21 protein-coding genes are annotated in these 20,916 nt (G+C 35.6%); 2 read left to right on the top strand and 19 right to left on the bottom strand.

What is annotated here, in order from left to right:
- Positions 1-128: 128 nt before the first annotated feature.
- The 5 genes from MMF97_RS09180 to MMF97_RS09160 form a co-directional block, all read right to left on the bottom strand.
- Entirely contained in the window at positions 129-1,298 is a 1,170-nt protein-coding gene (locus MMF97_RS09180; RefSeq protein WP_243361745.1) for an RsmB/NOP family class I SAM-dependent RNA methyltransferase, read from the bottom strand.
- A gap of 5 nt (positions 1,299-1,303) precedes the next feature.
- Positions 1,304-2,539, bottom strand: coding sequence for an ABC transporter substrate-binding protein (locus MMF97_RS09175; RefSeq protein ID WP_243361743.1), 1,236 nt, complete (start codon positions 2,537-2,539; stop codon positions 1,304-1,306).
- Entirely contained in the window at positions 2,496-4,022 is a 1,527-nt protein-coding gene (gene guaA, locus MMF97_RS09170) for a glutamine-hydrolyzing GMP synthase (RefSeq protein WP_243361741.1), read from the bottom strand. Before guaA ends, MMF97_RS09175 begins: the two co-directional genes overlap by 44 nt.
- A gap of 86 nt (positions 4,023-4,108) precedes the next feature.
- A complete protein-coding gene (locus tag MMF97_RS09165) occupies positions 4,109-4,564 on the bottom strand; it encodes a deoxycytidylate deaminase (RefSeq protein WP_243361740.1) in 456 nt (151 codons plus the stop codon).
- Positions 4,557-5,837 (bottom strand): sugar MFS transporter, encoded by a 1,281-nt coding sequence (locus MMF97_RS09160; RefSeq protein ID WP_243361739.1) that lies wholly within the window; start codon positions 5,835-5,837, stop codon positions 4,557-4,559. The genes MMF97_RS09165 and MMF97_RS09160 overlap by 8 nt, the downstream gene beginning before the upstream one ends.
- A 209-nt stretch (positions 5,838-6,046) precedes the next feature.
- Here MMF97_RS09160 and MMF97_RS09155 point away from each other — a divergent pair, with 209 nt between their 5' ends.
- Positions 6,047-6,673, top strand: a complete 627-nt coding sequence (locus tag MMF97_RS09155; RefSeq protein WP_243361737.1) for a LysE family translocator — start codon at positions 6,047-6,049, stop codon at positions 6,671-6,673.
- A 70-nt stretch (positions 6,674-6,743) separates the two neighbouring features.
- Here MMF97_RS09155 and MMF97_RS09150 read toward each other — a convergent pair whose 3' ends face one another.
- From MMF97_RS09150 to ubiE, 14 genes are all read right to left on the bottom strand, one after another.
- Complete coding sequence (locus MMF97_RS09150) at positions 6,744-8,645, bottom strand: class II glutamine amidotransferase (RefSeq protein ID WP_243361734.1); 1,902 nt, start codon at positions 8,643-8,645, stop codon at positions 6,744-6,746.
- A 113-nt stretch (positions 8,646-8,758) separates the two neighbouring features.
- A complete protein-coding gene (gene murI, locus MMF97_RS09145; protein ID WP_243361733.1) occupies positions 8,759-9,583 on the bottom strand; it encodes a glutamate racemase in 825 nt (274 codons plus the stop codon).
- 58 nt (positions 9,584-9,641) lie between these two features.
- Entirely contained in the window at positions 9,642-10,250 is a 609-nt protein-coding gene (locus MMF97_RS09140; protein ID WP_243361731.1) for an OmpH family outer membrane protein, read from the bottom strand.
- Positions 10,251-10,286: 36 nt separating this feature from the next.
- Positions 10,287-10,817: an OmpH family outer membrane protein gene (locus tag MMF97_RS09135; protein ID WP_243361729.1), complete on the bottom strand. Its 531-nt coding sequence runs from the start codon at positions 10,815-10,817 to the stop codon at positions 10,287-10,289.
- Positions 10,818-10,833: 16 nt separating this feature from the next.
- Positions 10,834-13,371, bottom strand: a complete 2,538-nt coding sequence (bamA, locus tag MMF97_RS09130) for an outer membrane protein assembly factor BamA (RefSeq protein WP_394801160.1) — start codon at positions 13,369-13,371, stop codon at positions 10,834-10,836.
- 63 nt (positions 13,372-13,434) lie between these two features.
- Positions 13,435-14,175, bottom strand: coding sequence for an isoprenyl transferase (locus tag MMF97_RS09125; protein ID WP_243361727.1), 741 nt, complete (start codon positions 14,173-14,175; stop codon positions 13,435-13,437).
- A 23-nt stretch (positions 14,176-14,198) separates the two neighbouring features.
- Positions 14,199-15,002 carry a type IX secretion system protein PorG gene (gene porG / locus MMF97_RS09120; RefSeq protein ID WP_243361725.1) on the bottom strand — a complete coding sequence of 268 codons (804 nt, stop codon included), beginning with the start codon at positions 15,000-15,002 and terminating at the stop codon, positions 14,199-14,201.
- Between the two features lies 1 nt (position 15,003).
- Positions 15,004-15,885 (bottom strand): NAD kinase, encoded by an 882-nt coding sequence (locus tag MMF97_RS09115; protein ID WP_243361723.1) that lies wholly within the window; start codon positions 15,883-15,885, stop codon positions 15,004-15,006.
- 4 nt (positions 15,886-15,889) lie between these two features.
- Positions 15,890-16,552, bottom strand: a complete 663-nt coding sequence (locus MMF97_RS09110; RefSeq protein ID WP_243361721.1) for a CBS domain-containing protein — start codon at positions 16,550-16,552, stop codon at positions 15,890-15,892.
- Entirely contained in the window at positions 16,552-17,316 is a 765-nt protein-coding gene (locus tag MMF97_RS09105) for an alpha/beta fold hydrolase (protein ID WP_243361719.1), read from the bottom strand. The genes MMF97_RS09110 and MMF97_RS09105 overlap by 1 nt, the downstream gene beginning before the upstream one ends.
- A gap of 106 nt (positions 17,317-17,422) precedes the next feature.
- Positions 17,423-17,869, bottom strand: a complete 447-nt coding sequence (locus MMF97_RS09100; RefSeq protein ID WP_243361717.1) for a GatB/YqeY domain-containing protein — start codon at positions 17,867-17,869, stop codon at positions 17,423-17,425.
- 11 nt (positions 17,870-17,880) lie between these two features.
- Positions 17,881-18,639, bottom strand: a complete 759-nt coding sequence (locus tag MMF97_RS09095; RefSeq protein ID WP_243361716.1) for an SDR family oxidoreductase — start codon at positions 18,637-18,639, stop codon at positions 17,881-17,883.
- 46 nt (positions 18,640-18,685) lie between these two features.
- Positions 18,686-19,435: a type IX secretion/gliding motility protein PorT/SprT gene (gene porT, locus MMF97_RS09090; protein WP_243361714.1), complete on the bottom strand. Its 750-nt coding sequence runs from the start codon at positions 19,433-19,435 to the stop codon at positions 18,686-18,688.
- Positions 19,432-20,160: a bifunctional demethylmenaquinone methyltransferase/2-methoxy-6-polyprenyl-1,4-benzoquinol methylase UbiE gene (gene ubiE / locus MMF97_RS09085; RefSeq protein WP_243361712.1), complete on the bottom strand. Its 729-nt coding sequence runs from the start codon at positions 20,158-20,160 to the stop codon at positions 19,432-19,434. Before ubiE ends, porT begins: the two co-directional genes overlap by 4 nt.
- Before the next feature lie 113 nt (positions 20,161-20,273).
- Between ubiE and yihA the strand changes: the two genes are divergently transcribed.
- Positions 20,274-20,909 (top strand): ribosome biogenesis GTP-binding protein YihA/YsxC, encoded by a 636-nt coding sequence (gene yihA, locus MMF97_RS09080; RefSeq protein ID WP_243361710.1) that lies wholly within the window; start codon positions 20,274-20,276, stop codon positions 20,907-20,909.
- Positions 20,910-20,916 lie beyond the last annotated feature (7 nt).

Here is a 20,916-nt window from a genome sequence, read left to right as displayed (position 1 = left end):
TAAGCAGCATCTTATAACAAAAGACATTTGATTATGAACCCTTTCGAAAAATATACCGTTGTAATTGGCGCATTAGCCATACTACTGGAAGCCGTTCAGTATATCAAGAATAAGATTAAGCGTCTGTTCTAATCTGTTTGCCTGATTAATCGGGCAGCAAACATGCTGTCTGCTTTATGGTTATAACCTTTGATCAGTTCCATTTTTTCTAATTTTAAAGGATAATTTTCCAGCAGATAAGCCACTACATCTTCATTTTCGGCCTTAAATACCGAACAGGTCATGTATATTAAAGGTTTCCCGGGTTTGAGGTACTTAATTACATTACCAGCAATGGTCTTCTGTAAGTTATTGAAATAAGACACCTTTTGCGCATTAAAACTGGTCAGCATTTCAGGGGTACGTCCCCATGTGCCCGAACCCGTACAAGGGGCATCGAGTAATATGCCGTCAAAACTAAAATCATGCAATACCTGATCATTGTTCTGCAAAAGATCCAGAACTTTTTTCTGGTATTTTTTTATACCTGCGAGTCTAAATCTTTCTTCGAGGTTAATCAGGCTGCTTTCTCTTACATCACTTACCAAAAGATTAATATCAGGTTGTAAATCATGTAAAAGCAGTGATTTCCCACCGGAAGCAGCACAGCAATCCCACCAATATTCGTAAACATGAGGTTCAAAAAAAGCAGAAGTTTGCTGTGAGGATAAATCTTGTATGTGATATAAGTGTTGATCAGAGATTATTTGGTCTAACTTGGTACCATTAGACACACTTAAGGTAACGGGCGAAATTTCATTTACCGGTACATCATGGTCGGCAAGCATATTTTTTACCAAAAGCAAATGCGCTTCTTTTACTCGGATAAACAAATCGGGCTGAATAAAGAAAGAACGCAAAAATGCTGTTTTATCTATTGTAGCAGATAGAGTTTCGGTAAATGGAAATACCTGTTCTATGTTAAAATCTTTATAGATTTCTTTTATATGATTAAGCTTAACTTCTAAAAACTGTTCAATTTCTGAAACAAGGCTTGGGAGGTATTCGCTGATGACAAGGCTCAATGTAGGATTACATAAAAAGTCTGCAATCGCTAAACGCTCAACCAAAGGCAAATCTGATAAAGCATTACCCAACCTAAAATAACTGTATAAATACCTACTGGCCCATCTCCTGTCTGAAGAGCCCATCTGCTTATTTTGTTTGTAGTAACTTATCAAAAAGCGATGCAGAGGGAGTTTATGGTCATATTCTGCTAATATCTTTTCGAAGGTTCTGAGCTGATGATGTACTTTCATAAAGATTAATCAATTACATTAAGCATCAGGTTTCTATATTGTAATAGCATCAGGCTTTTATTATAGTAACCATAAAGAGGATCAAAATCGAACTCAAAATCATTGTGTAGTCCCTTATATTTCTCTTTCCTGATGAAATCAAGATAATTACGACCATGTTTTACCATCAGTTTACCAAAATAAAAACCAATATCAAAGCCTTTAAAAGCATATTCAGTTGGTTCTACCTGATATTTAGCTCGGTATCTTTTTACAAAATTTACCACCTCTGTAGATTTGTAATCTACAAAATAAGAAGAGCTTATAATAGCATTCAAGCTCTGTAATTGTTCAGTACTATAATTCTGCTTTATCCAGTTCGGATGCCCAAAAAGATTAATCTGATAACCTGTATTAGGTAAAGTTTTCAGTTTATACAGTTTTGCTATAGATGGTGTTACAAAAGGTACATCCTGCGAACAAATGATAACTGCGTACTTTTTATCCTTGATCATCTTTGTTTCAAAAATATTTACAGAGGTATATTCTTGTACCAAGAAGTTAGGATAATGCTTTTTAAACGTTTCTTTTATGGGATCAGCAAATTGCTTGTCTAAGGTTTTTTGTGTGTTAATTAAAACCACAATACTGTTTGCAGTATTGTAATGCTTGGCGATATATTCGGCTATTTTAATGCCATGTTGATCAATATCATTTACTATAGAAATCAGATTAGGGTTATTAAATTCCGAAGGCTTTGAGGCTGCCAAAGGTGACACTACCGGAAGATCATTGGCAATAGAGAAATTGGTCATGTATTTTAACCCATCAGGAAAAACAGGACCAATAATCAGGTTACTTTGCTTAATGGTATTATCTTGCAATAAACTACCTAAACGGGCATTATTATCCCTAGTATCAAATACATTTAATTTAAAGTTTAAGCCTGAATTAGCTGCCGAATCAAAACCATAGGTTAAGCCCTGATAAAAATCAATGGGCATTTCAAATTTCTCGAACTGCTTTTTGGTTACAGTATTTGGGTTAAACTCATTGAGTTTAAAAGGAACAAGTATACTTACTTCTGCCTGCGTAAAATTATTAAGGCCTACTGTCTTTTCCGGTTTAACTACAGGAACGGTTACAGGCTCTTTTTTTTGCACTACCTTAGGTGAACAGGCACCTAAGGTAATTATGCAACACAGTATGATTAAAAACTTATTCCCATTCAATTGTAGCCGGTGGTTTTGAGCTAATGTCATATACAACCCGATTAATTCCTCTTACTTTATTGATAATTTCATTAGAAATTTTTGCGAGTACATTATATGGTAAATGGCACCAGTCTGCAGTCATTCCATCTAAGGACTCAACTGCTCTCAGGGCAATCACATTCTCATACGTACGCTCATCACCCATCACGCCTACAGATCTTACCGGTAAAAAGATTGCACCCGCCTGCCATACTTTATCGTATAATCCGGCTTCTTTTAAGTTATTGATATAAATATGATCTGCTTCCTGCAATATAGCAATTTTTTCGGCAGTAACCTCGCCAATGATCCTGATACCTAAACCTGGACCCGGAAAAGGATGACGGCCTAAGATGAAACTTTCTAAGCCTAAAGCAGCTCCCACTCTTCTTACTTCATCTTTAAACAAAGTTTTAAGAGGTTCTACTACTTTTAGTTTCATAAAGTCTGGTAAACCACCCACATTATGGTGCGATTTAATGGTAGCTGACGGGCCTTTTACCGAAACTGATTCGATCACATCAGGATAAATGGTACCTTGTGCCAGCCATTTTACATCTTGTATCTGGTGTGCCTCATCGTCAAAAACCTCGATAAATACACGACCAATTATCTTGCGTTTTTTCTCAGGATCTTCAACTCCGGCAAGTTCGCTTAAGAACCTGTCTTTTGCATCAACACCTTTGATATTTAATCCAAAATTTTTGTACTGCTCAAGTACACTTTCGTATTCATTTTTACGCAAAAGACCATTATCGACAAAAATACAGTGTAAATTTTTGCCGATGGCTTTATGTAATAATACGGCTGCAACGCTTGAATCTACTCCTCCCGAAAGGGCTAAAACCACTTTATTATTACCTAACTGTTGCTTCAAATCTGCAATTGTAGTTTCTACAAAAGCATCAGAAGTCCAATCTTGTGCACAACCACAAATAGTTGTAAGGAAATTACTTAACAAAATTTTTCCATCTACACTATGAGTTACCTCAGGGTGGAATTGAATCGCGTAAATATCTTTCCCCTTTAGCTGATAACCGGCTACCTTAACATCTGCTGTACTTGCAATAATCTCGAAATCTTCAGGGATATGTGTAATAGTATCGCCATGGCTCATCCAAACTTGCGAATCTTGCTGAACGCCTTTAAACAATTTGTTATCAGCGTTTACATAGTTCAGGTTAGCTCTGCCATATTCTCTGCTTGCCGATGCTTCTACATTACCTCCATGCTGTTGTGCAATAAACTGCGCACCATAACATACGGCCAGAAGCGGATAATCTTTAAACAAATTCAGATCAACATAAGGTGCATCTTCCTGTCTTACCGAATAAGGGCTACCTGATAGAATGATGCCTTTAACAGTTGAATCTAACTCTGGAATATGATTAAAAGGGTGGATTTCACAGTACACGTTTAATTCGCGAACGCGACGAGCAATAAGTTGTGTGAACTGAGAACCAAAATCGAGGATAATGATTTTTTCAAGCATGTGCAAAGGTAGGCTTTTTCAATGATTTTCACATCAAAAAAGCGGCAAAAACACAACAATTTAAAGATGTATTAAACTTTTACCTGTTATTTTTCAAGCTGGGCGATATTAACTCCAAAACGTTCTAAGAAGTCAACACCTTCATCGCTATTTAAACCTTTATATGCGGCATATGAATCTTTGTAGTACACCTGACTAATACCTGACGATAAAATCAGCCTTGCACAGGCAATGCATGGTGAAAGCGTAGTATATAAGGTTGCACCTTCTATCTTGGAGCCATTTTTTACAGCATATAGTATCGCATTTTCCTCTGCATGTAAAGCCAATGAACAGCTTCCTTTGCTATCACGATCGCAACCTTTTTCAGGCCACTCTTCATCACAATTATGCGTACCTGACGGCGGACCATTATACCCTATAGAAATGATACGGGTATCTTTGGTAAGTACAGCACCTACCTGGGCTCTCACACAATGTGAGCGCCCAGCCAGGTCTGTAGCTAAATTCATGAATATCTGGTTAAAACTAGGTTTATGCATCTTTTAAGCCTGCTTTATAACCTTTAACTGCGTAATAGAATATATAGATATAAGCAGGCAACATGCAAATTAAGAATGCCATGTTATTTGGAACACCAAAGTCTTTTTTCAAATGTCCGTAAATTTGCGGAATGATGGCGCCACCCGCTATACCCATGATTAACAGGGCAGAACCAGTTTTGGTAAAACGACCTAATTTATTAATGGCTAAAGGAAAAATAGCCGGCCACATTGGCGCATTTGCTAACCCTAATAAAGCTATAAAGGTAACCGCTGTATAACCATCAGTAAAATAAGCGCCTAAGGTAAATGCAATCCCTAAGATTGCTGCTAATTTTAAACTGGTTTGCTGACTGATAAATTTAGGAATAGTAAGAATACCGATAATATATCCTGCTAACATTGCGATCAAGGTAAAAGTAGTAAAGTACTTGGTTTCATCTAAGCTCATTCCCATAGAACGACCATAGTTACCTATAACATCACCTGCCATTACCTCCACTCCTACATATAAAAACAAACAAATTACACCTAACACTAAATGAGGATAAGAGAAAACCGATGATTTTGCAGGTAAAGCTGTACCTGTTTCTACTGTTTCTTCTTTATCTGTATCAATTTCAGGCAATGCTGATTTTTTAACTAAAAATGCAACCAATGATAATACTGCAGCTAATACAATGTACGGCATAATTACTTTTCCTGCCAGTTCATTTAATAAAGTAGTTCTTTCATCAATTGTGATACCTGTCATATTGATTTTTTCCTGAACAGCATTTGCGCCACTTAATACCAAGGCACTCAATACCAACGGACTAAGGGCTCCTGCTATTTTATTACAGATACCCATAATACTTATACGTTGGGCGGCACTTTCCATTGGGCCAATAATTGCCGCATAAGGATTAGATGCTGTTTGTAATAAAGCTAAACCAGCGCCCTGAATAAATAATCCAGTTAAAAACAAAGTAAAATTACGTTGCTGAGCAGCAGGTATAAAAACCACACAACCTATAGCCATTACAAAAAGACCTAAGGCCATTCCATTTTTAAATCCCGTTTTTTTTAGGATTGATGAAGACGGTAGAGCAAATACTGCATAAGCAATATAAAAGGCAAAGGTTACAAATAATGCCTGATGTTCATCTAAATCACAGGCCAGTTGTAAAAAAGGTATCAGTGTACCATTAAGCCATGTTATAAAACCAAAAACAAAAAATAATGCACAAATGATTACCATTTGCTGAACATAATTGGAAGATCTCTTTTCCATAAAAATAGTTTAGGTTGTTTGAAATTTTGGCCTAACTTAAAAAATTTATAAATGCTAACCTATTTTTGTTAAAAATAACGTAAAAAGTATCGCTTTTTTTCAAAAAGAAAGTATCGAAACAAAGGGGCTTTTACAGATGTTAAAAATTAAAAAATGTATTTTTAACTTACAAAAGTGCATATTAGCAAAAATTTTTACGGCAGATATTAATGTTTGAAGCGATTATTTTAGGTCTTGGTGCAGGGTTAATTTCCTCATTTATAACTGGTCCGGTTTTCTTTGCCATGATTAAAACAGCTATTGAAAGAGGCTTTAAAGCTGGCTTTTCTTTAGCCATAGGTGTTTTTATCAGCGATATTATTTTAATCAGTATTGTTCTTTTTGGCAGTCAGTTTTTTGTGTACAGAGAAAATTTAGATAAGTATATTGGCATTATAGGTGGTCTTTTTCTACTGGGGGTTGGTATTTATTATATCTCCTCTCGTATATCGCTAAATTACCAGGAAAACAGTCTGGTTAAGATCAGTAAGCGGGGTTATATCATCAAAGGTTTTCTGATGTGTATCTTAACACCTTCTACCTTCATGTTTTGGGTGGTAGTAAGTGGTATTATCTCTGTTAAGCTTAACAATTTAATGTATGAGAAAATTATTTGTTTTATCATAGCTTTATTTACTCAGCTTAGTATTGATGCCGTTAAAACTTTTTATGCGGGCAAATTGCGTTATCGTATTCATGAAAGCCATCTTAAACTGCTTAACAAACTGGCCGGGGTCATCATCATCGCTTTTGCTGTATGGCTTATTTCAAAAACCTATTTACAGTTTTATCTATAGTTACAAATAAAATAAGGCATCATAAAAAAAGCAGTGTTAAAAACACTGCTTTTTTTATTTATGGGGAGTTTTAATATGCTCTTTGGTTGTTACCTTCTTTCCAGTTTACAAAAGCTTTATTTACCACTTTATTTCCTCCGGCAGTAGGGTAATTCCCTGAGAAATACCAGTCGCCAGTATGATGGGGCGTAGCCAGATGAAGATTATCTAAAGTCTGATAAATCAATTGTACTTCTGCGTTTGTGCCTTCAGGAGTAATAATTTCAGCTATTTTATCAGAAATTTCCTGTTGTTTAAACGGTTTGTAAATTTCTTTTACGTGATTTACAATCTGATCTTTAGGCAATAATAAAGAAGCCTTACATTTCTGGTAAACTTCTTCAATAATATGTTCCATCCCTCTTTCTTTCAATAATTGTATAGCTGCATCAAAAGCCACAAATTGTCCCATTCTAGACATATCAATGCCATAACAGTCAGGGTATCTGATCTGCGGAGCAGAAGAAACGATAATTATTTTTTTAGGGTGTAACCTGTCTATAATTTTAATGATACTTTGTTTAAGGGTTGTACCTCTTACAATAGAATCATCTATAGCCACCAAAGTATCTACATGGTTTTCTATAATACCATAAGTGGTATCATATACGTGCGCCACCATTTCACTACGATCTGCATCCTGCGTAATAAAAGTACGCAACTTAACATCTTTGATTGCCAGTTTTTCAACTCTTGGCCTTAATGACAATAATTCATCCAACTGCTCATCATTTAAGTTTTCTTTATTCTTAATGAGCTTTTCTTTCTGGAGATTTCTGATGTATTCATTTACACCTTCTACCATACCATAGAATGATACTTCGGCAGTATTAGGAATAAAAGAGAATACTGTATTTTTAATATCGTGATTAACCGCCTGTAAAACCTGAGGGCAAAGTAATTGGCCTAATTTTTTACGTTCTTTATAAATATCTGCATCACTTCCTCTTGAAAAATAGATACGTTCAAAAGAACAGGCTCTTTTTTCTACAGGATCGCGGTATATTTCCTGACTTACTGTTCCATCTTTCTTTACAATCAGCGCATGTCCGGGTTCTATTTCCTTTACATCTTTAATTGGGATGTTAAAAGCGGTTTGTATAGCCGGACGTTCTGATGCTGCCACTACAATCTCATCATCTGCATAATAAAAAGCCGGTCTTACTCCAGCCGGATCACGCAGTATAAAAGCATCGCCATTACCTACAATACCACAAATGGTATATCCTCCATCCCAGTTTTTGGCCGAGCGACGTAAGATATTAGCAATATTAAGATTTTTAGAGATTTTTTGAGTGATTTCTACATTGCTTAAGCCTTCTTTTTTATATTCATCAAAAAGCTCCTGATTTTCATCATCTAAGAAATGGCCAATCTTTTCTAATACGGTTACGGTATCAGCTTTTTCTTTAGGATGTTGTCCCAGTTCATAAAGCTGCTCTAACAATTCATCTACGTTGGTCATGTTAAAGTTACCAGCTATAACCAGGTTTCTGGTCATCCAGTTATTTTGACGTAAAAAAGGATGGCAGTTTTCAATACTGTTCTTTCCATGCGTACCATAACGCAAATGCCCCATTAAAACCTCGCCAACAAAACTTACATTTTGTTTAAGGTATTCAGCATCTTTCATTAACTCAGGTGTTTCTTCCTGTATGCTTACAAATTTGTTTTGTACATAGCTGAAGATATCTGATACTGCATTTTGGGCCATTGAGCGGTAACGGCTAATATAGCGGTTACCTGGTTTCATATCAAGTTTAATGGTAGCGATACCCGCGCCATCTTGTCCGCGGTTATGCTGTTTCTCCATTAAGAGATAAAGTTTATTCAGGCCGTAAAGTGTTGTACCGTATTTTTCCTGGTAATATGAGAGAGGTTTTAACAAGCGGATAAAGGCTATTCCGCATTCGTGTTTGATCTGATCGCTCATTGATTTGTATTGAAGCGCAAATTTACCCTTTTAAAAATTAAAAACTAAAAACAAGGGTGATAAAAATTCAGTTGCATCATCATTTTTATGTTATATTTCTGGATCTTAATTGTTTACCACTCCATTTTTAAGGATGTTATAGCCTGTTCTAAGAAAATGGCTGCATGCTGATCAAAATTTTCTGTATCTCCTGATGTATAGAATACACGCTTCTGGTTTTGGAGCAATTCATTTTCTATTTCAGGATGTCTATATAGATAATTAAGAAGGCTTTGGGCTACAATATCTGCTTGTGCCACTATTTTAACTTGTTCAGGAATATATTCGGCTATTTTAGAAATCATTAAGGGATAATGTGTACAGGCTAACAACAACGTATCTATATCTTTAGATTGAACAAATAATTCATCTAAATATTTTTTCACAAAATAATCTGCTCCTTCATTCAGATGCTCATTGTTTTCTACCAAAGGTACCCACAAAGGGCAGCTTTGTTGAAATACCTCAACATCAGGAAAAAAATGACTGATTTCTATAGGATAAGAGTTTGAACGAACTGTTCCTCTTGTGCCTAATACACCTACTTTTTGGGTTTGGGTAAAATCTCCTATAATTTCGGCAGTGGGTCTAATTACCCCTAAAACTCTGTGTCCGGGATATTTTTCAGGCAGAACCAGTTGCTGTATATTTCTAAGTGCTTTTGCTGAGGCTGTATTACAAGCTAGTATAACCAGTTTACAGCCTTTATTAAATAACCATTCTACACTTTGCAGCGTATAATGATAAACGGTTTCAAAGCTATGGTCTCCATAAGGAGAACGGGCATTATCACCTAAATAAATGTAATTGTAGTCTGGCAGGGTTTCTATAATAGATTTAAGAACAGTTAATCCACCGTAACCTGAATCAAAAACACCTATTGAAAATTTTCTTTCCATAAAAAAACGGAATTGAAGCTATCTTCAATTCCGTTTTCAAATTTAATAAAATCTGTTACTAATTTTTAGGTTTTGTAGTTCCTGCAGCTGGTTTAGTGGCAGCTGGTGCTGTTGTAGCTGTTGCAGAAATACCTAATTTTGATTTAATTTCTGCAGTAAGATCTTCTCCTCCATCAGAATAAATAATATTGTTGAAACCTTGAGAAGCAGCAATATCAAATACATAAGCGAAACCTTTTTCTTTCGCTACAGTTTTAATGATGTTTCCTATTTTGGTATGCAAAGGTGAAAACAACTCCTGTTGTTTAGTTTCAATGTCTTTTTGAGCTTTTTCTCTTGCAGCCTGAATTCTGTTTTGCAAATCATTAAGCTCTTTACCCATTTTCTCTAATTCCTGGTTAACTTGCGCCTGGTTAGAAACACTTCTTGAATCTTCTTTATCCTGAGCAGCTTTAAGCTTAGTCTGGTACTCGCCCATCATTTTATCGATCTCTTGCTGCTTAGTATTAGAAAGGTTATTAATTTCTGTAGCCGCTTTTGTCCAATCTCCCCAAACACTTAAAATTGCTTCAGAATTGATGTGCCCTAATTTTTGTTGTGCATTTGCCACACTTACGCTAAGCATCAAACCCGCCGTTACGCAAATTACGTTAATTAACTTTCTCATTTTTTCTTATTTTCCTAATTTAATTTTCTAAAAATACTATTTTACTACAGTTCCTGGCTTAAAGCCTAATTTAACAATCACATCATTACTGATATCAAATGATGCACTTGCATAAATCATCATGGTAGATTCGCTGCTTTTATCAAAAACAAAATCAAGGTATTTGATTTTAGCAACCTCTCCTACAGCTTTCGCCACTTTTTCCTGAATAGGTTTTAAAAGCTTGGTACGCATTTGAAACAGATCTCCTTCCGGACCAAATTTTTGTCTTTGAACTTCTTTTGCTTTTTTCTCTTTCTCTATAATCTCATTCTCACGTCTTTTGCGCATATCGTCTGTTAATAATACCTGATCTGCCTGATATGCACGGTACATTTTATCTACCTCTGCAAACAACTGATCTACGTCTTTCTGGTATTGCTGCGATAATCCTTCCAGTTGTGTTTGTGAAGATTTATAATCTGGCAGATGTTTTAAAATATATTCTGTATCTACATAGGCAAACTTTTGTGCCGATACAGTTAAACCACCTAACAGAAATAAACAGGCTAAAACAATTTTTTTCATGTGCGTTATTTTTTGTTTAGTTAAAACCTCCCAGCTGTTGCGCTATACTAAAGTGGAATTGTCCTTTATTAGCATCTGGCAAACCTGGTATTTTATCAAAACCGTATCCATAATCAATACCTAACAATCCAAATATCGGCAAAAATATTTTAGCTCCAACACCTACAGAACGTCTAACATTAAACGGATTGAAATCACTAAATCTGTTCCACGTATTTCCGGCCTCTGCAAACGCTGTTAAAAATGCTGTTGCCTGTTGCGAATTGATAACCGGATGTCTTAACTCCATTACATATTTAGTAAAGATAGGACTTCCTGAACTTTGCGCAATGTTAGGATCTGCTCCAACCGGAATAACAGAGTTATTTGAATAACCACGCATTGCTATAATTTCTGATCCCTGTAAAAAGTCAAAACCTTGCATACCATCACCACCTAATTTAAAGCGTTCAAAAGCCGACTGACCTACCGCACTATTATATGAACCTAAGAAACCAAACTGAGCCTGTCCTTTAAACACCAGTTTACCAACCAGGGTTTCAAACCATTGTGCTTCAAATTTCCATTTGTGGTATTCAGTAAACTTATAACGTTGTTTATCGGATGCTATTGCATAGTTAACGTTATTCAGCAATGAATATGGTGGAGTTGCCTGTACTGTAAATTTAATATAAGAACCTCCGGTAGGGAAAATATTATGATTTCTTGAATCACGGCTGATCTCCTGAGTAAAGTTCAGGTTGTATGATGTACCTGTACTAAATAAATATCCCGGATAATTCTGTAATATATATTGGTTCAGGTTAATTGAATGCACTAAGGCAAACCAGTTATCAGGCCATTTTAATTTTCTCCCTAAACTTACCGAAACTCCGTTTAAGCGTATTTTATAGAAACTTGCATTAGATGATGATAAACCATTTGACTGCAATGATGTAAATCCACTTAAACCAAAGCTAACTGGCTTCTTACCTCCAAACCAAGGTTCAGAGAATGAGAAACTGTATGACTGGTAATATTTTCCGTTGGTTTGTCCGCGTAAACTTAAACGTTGCCCGTCTCCTTTAGGAAGTGGTCTGTAAGCTTCGCCTTTAAACAAATTTCTTAATGAAAAATTGTTGAAAGTTAAGCCCAAGGTACCAATTACACGGCCACCGCCAAAGCCTCCTGATAATTCTATCTGGTCTGATGGTTTTTCCTCAACATGGTAAACAATATCTACTGTACCATCTGCAGGGTTTGGTTTTGGAACCGGATTGGTTTTAGCCTCATCAAAGTTACCTAACTGGCCAATTTCACGAACACTTCTAATTAAAAGGTCTTTAGAGAATTTCTCGCCCGGTTTGGTACGGATCTCTCTGATTACTACTCTATCGTTAGTAATGGTATTACCCTGTACAGAGATTCTATTGTTGGTATATTGCGGACCTTCATAGATACGCATTTCTATATCAACCGTATCTTTTCTGATTTTGGTTTGCACCGGATCTACATTAAAGGTCAAGTAACCATCATTCAGATAAAGACTTGATACGTCATCGCCATTTGCACTTCCACGAAGTTTCTTTTCTAATTTTTCTTCGCTAAATATCTCTCCTTTTTCTATTCCAAAAATTTTCTCTAATACGCTGGTAGGATACTTTGCATTACCTATCCAGTTGATATTTCCGAAATAATATTTAGGCCCTTCGTATAGATCTATTTTGATACCAACAGTCTTATCATCGTATTTGTAAAGACTGTCTTTGATGATGGTAGCGTCACGGTATCCTTTTTCATGCATTTTTGAGATAAGTTTCAGCTTATCTTCTTCGTATTTTTCTTTATTGAATTTACCACTACCAAAAATCTTATAAAATGCACGCTGTTTGGTCTTTTTAAGATATGACCTCAGTTTTCTTGACGAAAATTCTTTATTACCGGTAAATTCTATCTTCTGTACTTTAACTCTACGTCCTTTGTTTACATCAACTACAAGTATAACGCTGTTCTCCTGATTTGGATCAGGTTTTTGTTTATAATCTACTGATGTATAGAAAAACCCTTTTTCATACATGTATTTGGTTATAACAGATTTTGTAGTATTAAAAAGGTTATCGTTTATGATACTTTTACCTGCTTTATCTGCTAATTTTTCTGAGATATCATTCTTTTGAGATTTGGTTAAACCCACAAACTCAAAACCACTTAACCTGGGTTTTTCAACAACAGCTATGTTAAAATATACGGTATCGCCGTTTACTTTGTCTACGTTTACCTCAATATCATCAAACAAGCCCTGTACCCACAGGTTTTTAATAGCATTGGCAGTAGCTTCACCTGGCAGCATTACACTTTCTCCTTTAATAAGTTTGGATAATGTAATGATCACGTCTTTATCCAGATATTTAGTTCCGGTTAAAGTTGTTCCGCCTATTATATATTCTCTCGGATTAAAATAATCTAAATCAGAGCCTTGCACCTTTAAAGAAGGCATGGTTTGCATATTTCTGATTTGCGCCATTGCAGGCAAACCAAAAAACACCAGAAAAATGAATTGATAAAAGATTCTCATTTATAATTTGTAATAGGTGGCTAAGTTAATTTAAAGTCATGTTAAAAAGTGTTAAAAGAAAAATTAGTTTAATTGCTCACTAATTTTGCCAAATCTGCGTTCTCTTTTTTGATAATCTACAATAGCTTCAAAAAGATGTTCGCGTCTGAAATCAGGCCAAAGCGTTTCAGTAAAATAAAGTTCTGTATAAGCTAACTGCCATAACAGAAAATTACTTATTCTGTGTTCGCCACTCGTTCTGATCATTAATTCCGGATCTGGAATGTTATGTGTGGTTAATTGTGCGGCAAACTCCTGTTCATTAATGTCATTCAGGGCTAATTCGCCGGTTTTAACTTTTGCTGCTATTTTTTTTGCGGCTTCAACAAGCTCCCATTTAGCGCTATAACTCAATGCCAATGTAAGTGTACATTTATCATTATTCTTGGTTTTTTGCATGGCATCATGCAAATCATCGATACACTTTTGCGGTAAAGAATTGATATCACCTATGGCATTAAGCCTGATATTATTTTTGTTCAGAGTTTCTGCTTCCTGGTTGATAGTTGAAATGAGTAATTCCATTAATGCATTTACTTCTTCAATTGGTCTGTTCCAGTTTTCTGTAGAAAATGCATACACGGTAAGATATTTAACGCCCACTTCTATACATCCTTCTACAATATCTTTTACGGATAAAACACCACTCTCGTGTCCAAATACTCTAAATTTTCCTTTATTTTTTGCCCATCGCCCATTTCCATCCATTATAATGGCAATGTGCTGTGGTAATTTGGTTAAATCAATTTGTTCTTTAAAGCTCATGTATATTTAGCGATCCTATTAACTTAGAAGCACTTTTGGCTCACAAAGGTATAAGTTATGCCAATACCAACAAATAGATAAGTATCTCTTTTTCTAAAATCTCCACGTTGTGTATTGGGCTTTCCTATATAAATTCCTGTATTTTCGCCAGACCTGTCTGAAAAAACTTTTTGCAAGTGCGATATATTGCTGTCTTTACTCAACTGCGAAGGATCAGGGTAATACCCACTTACATCATCCAGGTAATCGGTATAGGCATTTCTATACCCGAGGCTTGCTGTTGTGCTCCAGTTGCCTGCTATATTGTATTTTACGCCAACTCCATAAGGAATGGCCAATGCGTAATTCTCATACATTTTGTCCTGCCCTTCTGTTAAGTAATATCTCAATTCATAGGTTTTATCCATATACCTGGTTTTTGGATTAAACAGTGCCATTCCTACACCAGCATATAAATAAGGTGTTACTTTATGACGTCCTCCTTCAAGAATATAGTCTAAAAAATTAAAATCAACCATCAAGGCAAATTCTGTTAAAGGTGTATAGAAACTCAGGTTACGATCTCTGAATTGTTGATTTTTTGAGGTTGCATCATCCCCTTTTATTTTTGAGGTAGTAACGTACAAGCCCAGAGACCAGTAAGGGTTAAAATTATTTTTGATAAAACCACCTGCTGCAAATCCACTTATTTTTAAGGGGTTATCAGGGTTTAAGTCTCCCATATAACCTGCGCCACCACCAAAGCCTCCAATCTCTAAAGTTTGGGCAAAACTTACGGTTTTAATGGTTAATAAGAAGAGAAAAATAATTAAAGCCTTTTTAAGCATGCTAATAGTTTCGCGTATCTATACCCCAAAGCAATTTATTCCTTAACGTAGTTAAAAAGGTTTCATTATTTAATCGTACTAAATTTATATAAAAATTAGCTTTACTAATGTTTATTTCTATTTTGCGATCAACCGTTTCGGTTCTTGAATCGCAGGTTAAAAGAAATTTTGTACTTCTGGCTTCTACCTGAAAAGTAAGGCGTACATCATCGGGTACAACAACAGGTCTTACATTTAAGTTGTGCGGAGCTACGGGGGTAATAACAAAATTTTGCGCACTGGGTAAAATGATAGGGCCACCGCAGCTTAAAGAATAAGCGGTAGATCCTGTTGGCGTTGCTATGATTAAGCCATCTGCCCAGTAAGAGTTTACAAACTCTCCATTCATATAAGCATGAATGATCATCATGGCAGAATCATCTCTGCGATGAATGGTAATATCATTTAAAGCAAAATTCTCTTTTCCAAATAAGTTATTAGGCGATTCGAGATTTAATATACTACGTTTATCTAAAGTATATTCTCCATTTACAAGTGCCCTGATGGCTGCTTTGATATCAGCTTTGTTGATACTCGCTAGAAAACCTAAACGTCCAAAGTTTATCCCTATTACAGGAATTTTAGAATCTCTTATCAGCGTTAAAGTATCTAATAAAGTACCATCGCCTCCTAAACTTAAAAGAACATCTGTACTATTTAACAATTGGGTGTGTTCCTGAAAAGTTTCTGTATCTGCAGGTAGTTGTACTTTTTGGTGTATGAAATTGAAAAACTTTTGAAAAACTGTAATCTTTATATTGTACTCAGCTAAGCTATCAAATATCTCCTGTACATAGGGTAGTACATTATCATTAAAGTCTCTACCGTAAATAGCTATTTTCATAGGTTTATACATTTAAATAGTTCATAAAGGACTGGTATCTGTCCCATGAACCATCATCATAAGCGGTATTGTTAAATACTGCTCTTATTTCGTAATCATATCGTTCAAAAGAGGCTATAATAGCCGAAAGATCTGTTTTATTTATCTTTAATGTAACTTCTAAACGTGTAGAGTCTGGAAAAGACCTGATATAGGATGAAAGGATTTGTGCGTTATCTGATTCTACAATCTGCGCCATGTGTGCCAATGAGTTATTTCTGTTGCTTATGGATAAAGCAATAATACCTCCCGGTTCATTCACAGAAAAGATAGAGGCCGTATAATTGATCAGGTTATTGATCGATATAAGCCCCAGATAATTATTCTTTTGATTTAAAACAGGCATTATCGATAACTGCAATTGATGAAACAACTTTATAACATCATATATATGCGAATTATCAAATACAAAAGGATTAATAAGGGATAATGATAATGCCCCTATTGGTGTTTGCGGATCTCTTACCTCTATCAGTTCTTCTTCAGATACCAAACCCAGAAACTGGGCTTCGTTTACAATAGGAAGGTGAAAAATTTTGAACTCACTCATTCTCTCTAAAGCTTTCTGAGCCGTATCAGAGGTCTTTAGAGGGGGTATAATATCCGAAATGAGTTCTATAGCAAACATTATTTCAATAATACTCGTTTTAAAAACTTATCTAAATAAGCATTAAATTCTTCAGGATGCTCCATCATTGGAACGTGCCCACATTTATCGATCCAGTTAAGCTCAGAATTAGGCAGGCATTCATGAAACTCATTGGCTACCTCTGGCGGTGTGATTTTATCCTGTTTACCCCAGATCAAAGATACAGGGATTGTTATTTTTGTGAGCTCTTTAGACATATTATGCCTGATAGCCGATTTAGCCATAGCTAAAATCCTGATTACTTTTGCCCTATCGTTAATGGTAGCAAAAACTTCATCTACCAGTTCTTTGGTGGCAATAGCTGGATCATAAAAGGTAAAAGCAACTTTCTCACGCACATAATCATAGCTCTCTCTTCTTGGAAAAGAGCCTCCAAAGGCATTTTCATATAAACCCGAACTTCCGGTTAATACGAGTGCTTTTACGTATTCCTGATGGTTGACTGTAAAAACCAATCCTACGTGTCCGCCTAAAGAGTTACCTACTAAAACAGCTTGATTTATTTTTTTAAATTTCAAAAATTTAAGTAAATATTTAGAAAGCGCTTTTACGCCCAGCGTAAGTATAGGTAAATCATAAATTGGCAGAATTGGCACAATAACCTTATAATTCTGCTTAAAGTGGTTTATTGTATATTCCCAATTGCTTAACTCTCCCATCAAGCCATGAAGTAACACCAGCGGATCGCCCTCACCTGTCTCAATGTATTTAAAACCATCTTCTTGTATTACTTCGTATGTCATAAAATCTGCGTTATATAAATTTGGTATGTGTCACTAAGTTAACAATATTCGGATAGAGTAATTTAAATTTATTACAATTATAATTATTCTTTAAGAATACGAAATATTAAGATAACCTGCTTTTTACAATTTCTCCGATCAGTTTGCCTTCTGCCTTACCTGCCAGTTCTTTATTAGCAAGGCCCATAACTTTGCCCATATCTTTAACGCTCGTTGCTCCGGTTTGGGTAATGATATTTTGTATAATCTCCTCGATCTCTGCTCTTTCCAGTTGTTTAGGCAAATACTGACTAATTACATCTATTTCTTCCTGTTCTACCTGAAGCAGATCTTCTCTACCCTGACTTTTATAGATATCTGCCGATTCTTTACGTTGTTTTACCAGTTTCTGTAAAATTTTTATTTCGGCATCTTCTGCCAGGTCTTCTGCTCCTCCTTTTTCTGTTTTTGCCAATAAGATTGCCGCTTTAATAGCTCTTAACCCTCTTAGCTTAACCTGGTCTTTGGCCAGCATAGCCTGTTTTATTTCCTGATCTATATTTTTTGAAATCATTTTTCTGTTGTTTAATTTCTGTTTACAATTGAACCATTGGCCTGTGCAGTAGGCATAATTAACATATCATTAATATTTACATGTGGAGGTCTGCTAACCACAAACCAGATTGCATCTGCAATATCTTGTGCAATTAGAGGTTCCAAACCATCGTAAACTTTTTTTGCCCGGCCTGTATCTCCTTTAAATCTTACAATTGAGAATTCAGTTTCTACCATACCCGGATTAATCGCCGTAACTTTAATTCCATGTGGTAATAAATCTATACGCATACCTTTGTTTAATGCATCTACCGCATGTTTAGTTGCACAATAAACATTACCATTGGCATATACTTCTTTTCCTGCTATAGATCCAATGTTGACGATATGGCCTTTTTTTCTTTCAACCATCCATCCCGAAACTGCCTTGGTAACATATAGTAAACCTTTAATATTGGTATCTATCATCGTATCCCAATCGTCTGTGTTACCTTTATCAATAGGATCTAATCCTTGGCTTAAACCTGCATTATTCACCAATACATCAACTTCTTTCCAATGCGCAGGTAATGTTTCCAATACGTAAGAGATATTCTCTTTATCTCTTACATCGGCCTGTATCTTTTTAACCTCGATCTGGTGTTTTTGTTTCAGGGTTTCAGCTAATTTCTCAAGCAATTGCTCTCTCCTGGCAATTAAAATTAAATGGTATCCCTGTTCTGCAAACGTGTGTGCACAGGCTTCGCCTATACCTGAAGTTGCACCGGTAATTAATGCAATTTTAGCCATTACTCTAAGATTTTAATGCAAAAATAAAGTTTTTATCAGAAGGTCTTTACTCGAAAAACAAACTAAATGTAAAATTGCGTAATATCGCTTTCTCTATTGGGGTTGCATAAGGTGTATTTTCTCTTTTCATTACATTTCCAATGGAATGAGAAATTTTTATCTCGGGCGACATTTTAAAATATTCAAAATAGAGGTCGAAACCGATGCCCGCTTCATAAGAAAAGAATGCTTTCTTATTCTTAAGGAACTTATCTATAGCCGCAAAATCTTCATCTTTGGCTTTTTTACCCGATGCTAAATCCATTGAGTATTTACCACCTCCAAAAAAATATGCTCTAAAATTATTTTGACGGTTCGATTTTACTTTTAACAGTAAAGGCAAATCTAACATGGTTGACTGCACTTTTTGCTGCTTTTCTGAGAATGCTGTATTGATAACAGATGGGATTTCGTATTTATAATCAACAAGCCTATCGTTAAAAACAATTGAAGGTGTAAATCTAAGATCTGTGTTTTTGTTTATGCTGCGATTTAATACAAAGCCTATTCCAAAACCGGCTGATAAAGGAGAAGATATAGAGCTTAAAGGGTCTGTTACCGGAATGCCTCCCTGTTCTGCATCCTTAAAAGGCGCTCTCCAGTTAGGTGTTTTTATAATCTTGAATTCAGAAGCGACGTATTGAAAGGTAAAGCCCCAGTTAAAATCTTCATCATCTATCCCTCCACCCCAGTTCTGAGCTTTAACATATAGGCTAAAACAAGATAATAATAAAAAGAGGGTTAAGAGTTTTCTCATTTAATACCGGTATAAATGGCACTTATACCAAACGTTAAAGAACGATGTTTGGTATTTTTATAGCCTATTTTTTGCATCAGATCGGTAAAACGCTGCCCATCTGGAAAAGCGACAACCGATTCTTGTAAATAGGAATAAGCTTTTTTATCCTTAGAAAATAATCCTCCAAAAAATGGGGTGAGGTATTTAAAGTAAATATGATAAGCCTGTTTTACTGGAAATGCAGTAGGATTCGAGAATTCTAAAACAACCACTTTACCTCCAGGCTTTAACACCCTTAGCATATCAGACAGTCCTTTTTCAAGATTCTCATAATTTCTTACACCAAAAGCTACTGTAATGGCATCAAAAGTATTGTCTTCAAAATGCAGACCTTCAGAATCTCCTAACTGTACAGTAAATACTTCTCCTAAATTTCTGTCTGCTATTTTCTGTCTGGCTACTTCTAGCATACCTTCAGAAATATCAACTCCCGTAATTTTGTTAGGTTTTAAGATCTTGATCGCCTCAAAAGCAAAATCTCCCGTACCTGTGGCTACATCTAAAATATGCTGAGGTTTATCGGTTAAAAGCTCTTTGATCGCTTTTTTACGCCATATAATATCAATACCTAAAGAGAGAAAATGGTTTAAAAAGTCATAGGTCTTTGAAATGTTATTGAACATGCTTGCAACCTGCTTTTTCTTGGTATCGTTACTTGCGTATGGGGTGATTTCTGAATTCATAATATGCTGCAAAGATAGAAAAGAATGATCTATTTTTTTGTGAAATGATGAAGTAGCCTATGCATCTTAAGCGCTTTATCTGACTTCACCAACTAAATTACTACCTTTGCCCTATGCTTATTAAATCAGCAACATTTGTTGTCAGTAACACTAAAATTTCGGCTTTGCCTGCTCCAGATATGCCCGAATATGCTTTTATTGGGCGTTCAAACGTAGGCAAATCTTCATTGATCAATATGCTGGTTAACCAAAAAGGATTGGCCAAAACCTCTCAAAAACCAGGTAAAACGCAGCTGATCAATCACTTTTTAATTAACGGTAGTTGGTATATTGTAGATTTACCTGGCTATGGTTATGCAAAAGTTTCTAAATCAAGCAGAGAGAAATGGGAAAAGTTCATTAGAAATTACTTGACCAAAAGAGAGAGCTTGCAATGTGTTTTTGTACTGGTAGATAGCAGATTGGAGCCACAACAGATTGATCTTGATTTTTGTTGCTGGTTGGGCGAATGTGGTATTGCTTTCGTTATTGTTTATACAAAAGCCGATAAACAGTCTATCAATAAATCAAAGCAAAATATGGCTGCTTTTAACAAAGCTTTGAAACGCTGGTTTGAAGAGGTGCCTGCTTCTTTTTTAACCTCATCTGAAAGCGGACTGGGCAAAGACGATATCTTAACTTTTGTAGAAGAGGTAAACAGCAATTTTGTATTGCCTGATGTAGCAATTAAAAATCCCGAAACAGAATAAATTTAAA

Origin of the sequence: Pedobacter montanisoli (genome assembly GCF_022809115.1) — a bacterium.
GTDB classification, from domain to species: domain Bacteria; phylum Bacteroidota; class Bacteroidia; order Sphingobacteriales; family Sphingobacteriaceae; genus Pedobacter; species Pedobacter montanisoli.
Note: the sequence above shows the minus strand (reverse complement) of the source record. Positions and strands in the feature narration are given on the sequence as shown.

Bases quoted from the DNA above. Each gene is read 5' to 3' on its own strand.
- MMF97_RS09160 (WP_243361739.1), bottom strand. From the start codon at position 5,837: ATGGAAAAGAGATCTTCCAATTATGTTCAGCAAATGGTAATCATTTGT.
- MMF97_RS09110 (WP_243361721.1), bottom strand. From the start codon at position 16,552: ATGTTTGCTATAGAACTCATTTCGGATATTATACCCCCTCTAAAGACC.
- MMF97_RS09115 (WP_243361723.1), bottom strand. From the start codon at position 15,885: ATGAAAATAGCTATTTACGGTAGAGACTTTAATGATAATGTACTACCC.
- murI (WP_243361733.1), bottom strand. From the start codon at position 9,583: ATGGAAAGAAAATTTTCAATAGGTGTTTTTGATTCAGGTTACGGTGGA.
- MMF97_RS09125 (WP_243361727.1), bottom strand. From the start codon at position 14,175: ATGAGCTTTAAAGAACAAATTGATTTAACCAAATTACCACAGCACATT.
- porT (WP_243361714.1), bottom strand. From the start codon at position 19,435: ATGAGAAAACTCTTAACCCTCTTTTTATTATTATCTTGTTTTAGCCTA.
- MMF97_RS09105 (WP_243361719.1), bottom strand. From the start codon at position 17,316: ATGACATACGAAGTAATACAAGAAGATGGTTTTAAATACATTGAGACA.
- MMF97_RS09150 (WP_243361734.1), bottom strand. From the start codon at position 8,645: ATGAGCGATCAGATCAAACACGAATGCGGAATAGCCTTTATCCGCTTG.
- bamA (WP_394801160.1), bottom strand. From the start codon at position 13,371: ATGAGAATCTTTTATCAATTCATTTTTCTGGTGTTTTTTGGTTTGCCT.
- MMF97_RS09155 (WP_243361737.1), top strand. From the start codon at position 6,047: ATGTTTGAAGCGATTATTTTAGGTCTTGGTGCAGGGTTAATTTCCTCA.
- MMF97_RS09100 (WP_243361717.1), bottom strand. From the start codon at position 17,869: ATGATTTCAAAAAATATAGATCAGGAAATAAAACAGGCTATGCTGGCC.
- ubiE (WP_243361712.1), bottom strand. From the start codon at position 20,160: ATGAATTCAGAAATCACCCCATACGCAAGTAACGATACCAAGAAAAAG.
- MMF97_RS09140 (WP_243361731.1), bottom strand. From the start codon at position 10,250: ATGAGAAAGTTAATTAACGTAATTTGCGTAACGGCGGGTTTGATGCTT.
- MMF97_RS09165 (WP_243361740.1), bottom strand. From the start codon at position 4,564: ATGCATAAACCTAGTTTTAACCAGATATTCATGAATTTAGCTACAGAC.
- MMF97_RS09135 (WP_243361729.1), bottom strand. From the start codon at position 10,817: ATGAAAAAAATTGTTTTAGCCTGTTTATTTCTGTTAGGTGGTTTAACT.
- MMF97_RS09180 (WP_243361745.1), bottom strand. From the start codon at position 1,298: ATGAAAGTACATCATCAGCTCAGAACCTTCGAAAAGATATTAGCAGAA.
- porG (WP_243361725.1), bottom strand. From the start codon at position 15,002: ATGCTTAAAAAGGCTTTAATTATTTTTCTCTTCTTATTAACCATTAAA.
- yihA (WP_243361710.1), top strand. From the start codon at position 20,274: ATGCTTATTAAATCAGCAACATTTGTTGTCAGTAACACTAAAATTTCG.
- MMF97_RS09175 (WP_243361743.1), bottom strand. From the start codon at position 2,539: ATGACATTAGCTCAAAACCACCGGCTACAATTGAATGGGAATAAGTTT.
- MMF97_RS09095 (WP_243361716.1), bottom strand. From the start codon at position 18,639: ATGGCTAAAATTGCATTAATTACCGGTGCAACTTCAGGTATAGGCGAA.
- guaA (WP_243361741.1), bottom strand. From the start codon at position 4,022: ATGCTTGAAAAAATCATTATCCTCGATTTTGGTTCTCAGTTCACACAA.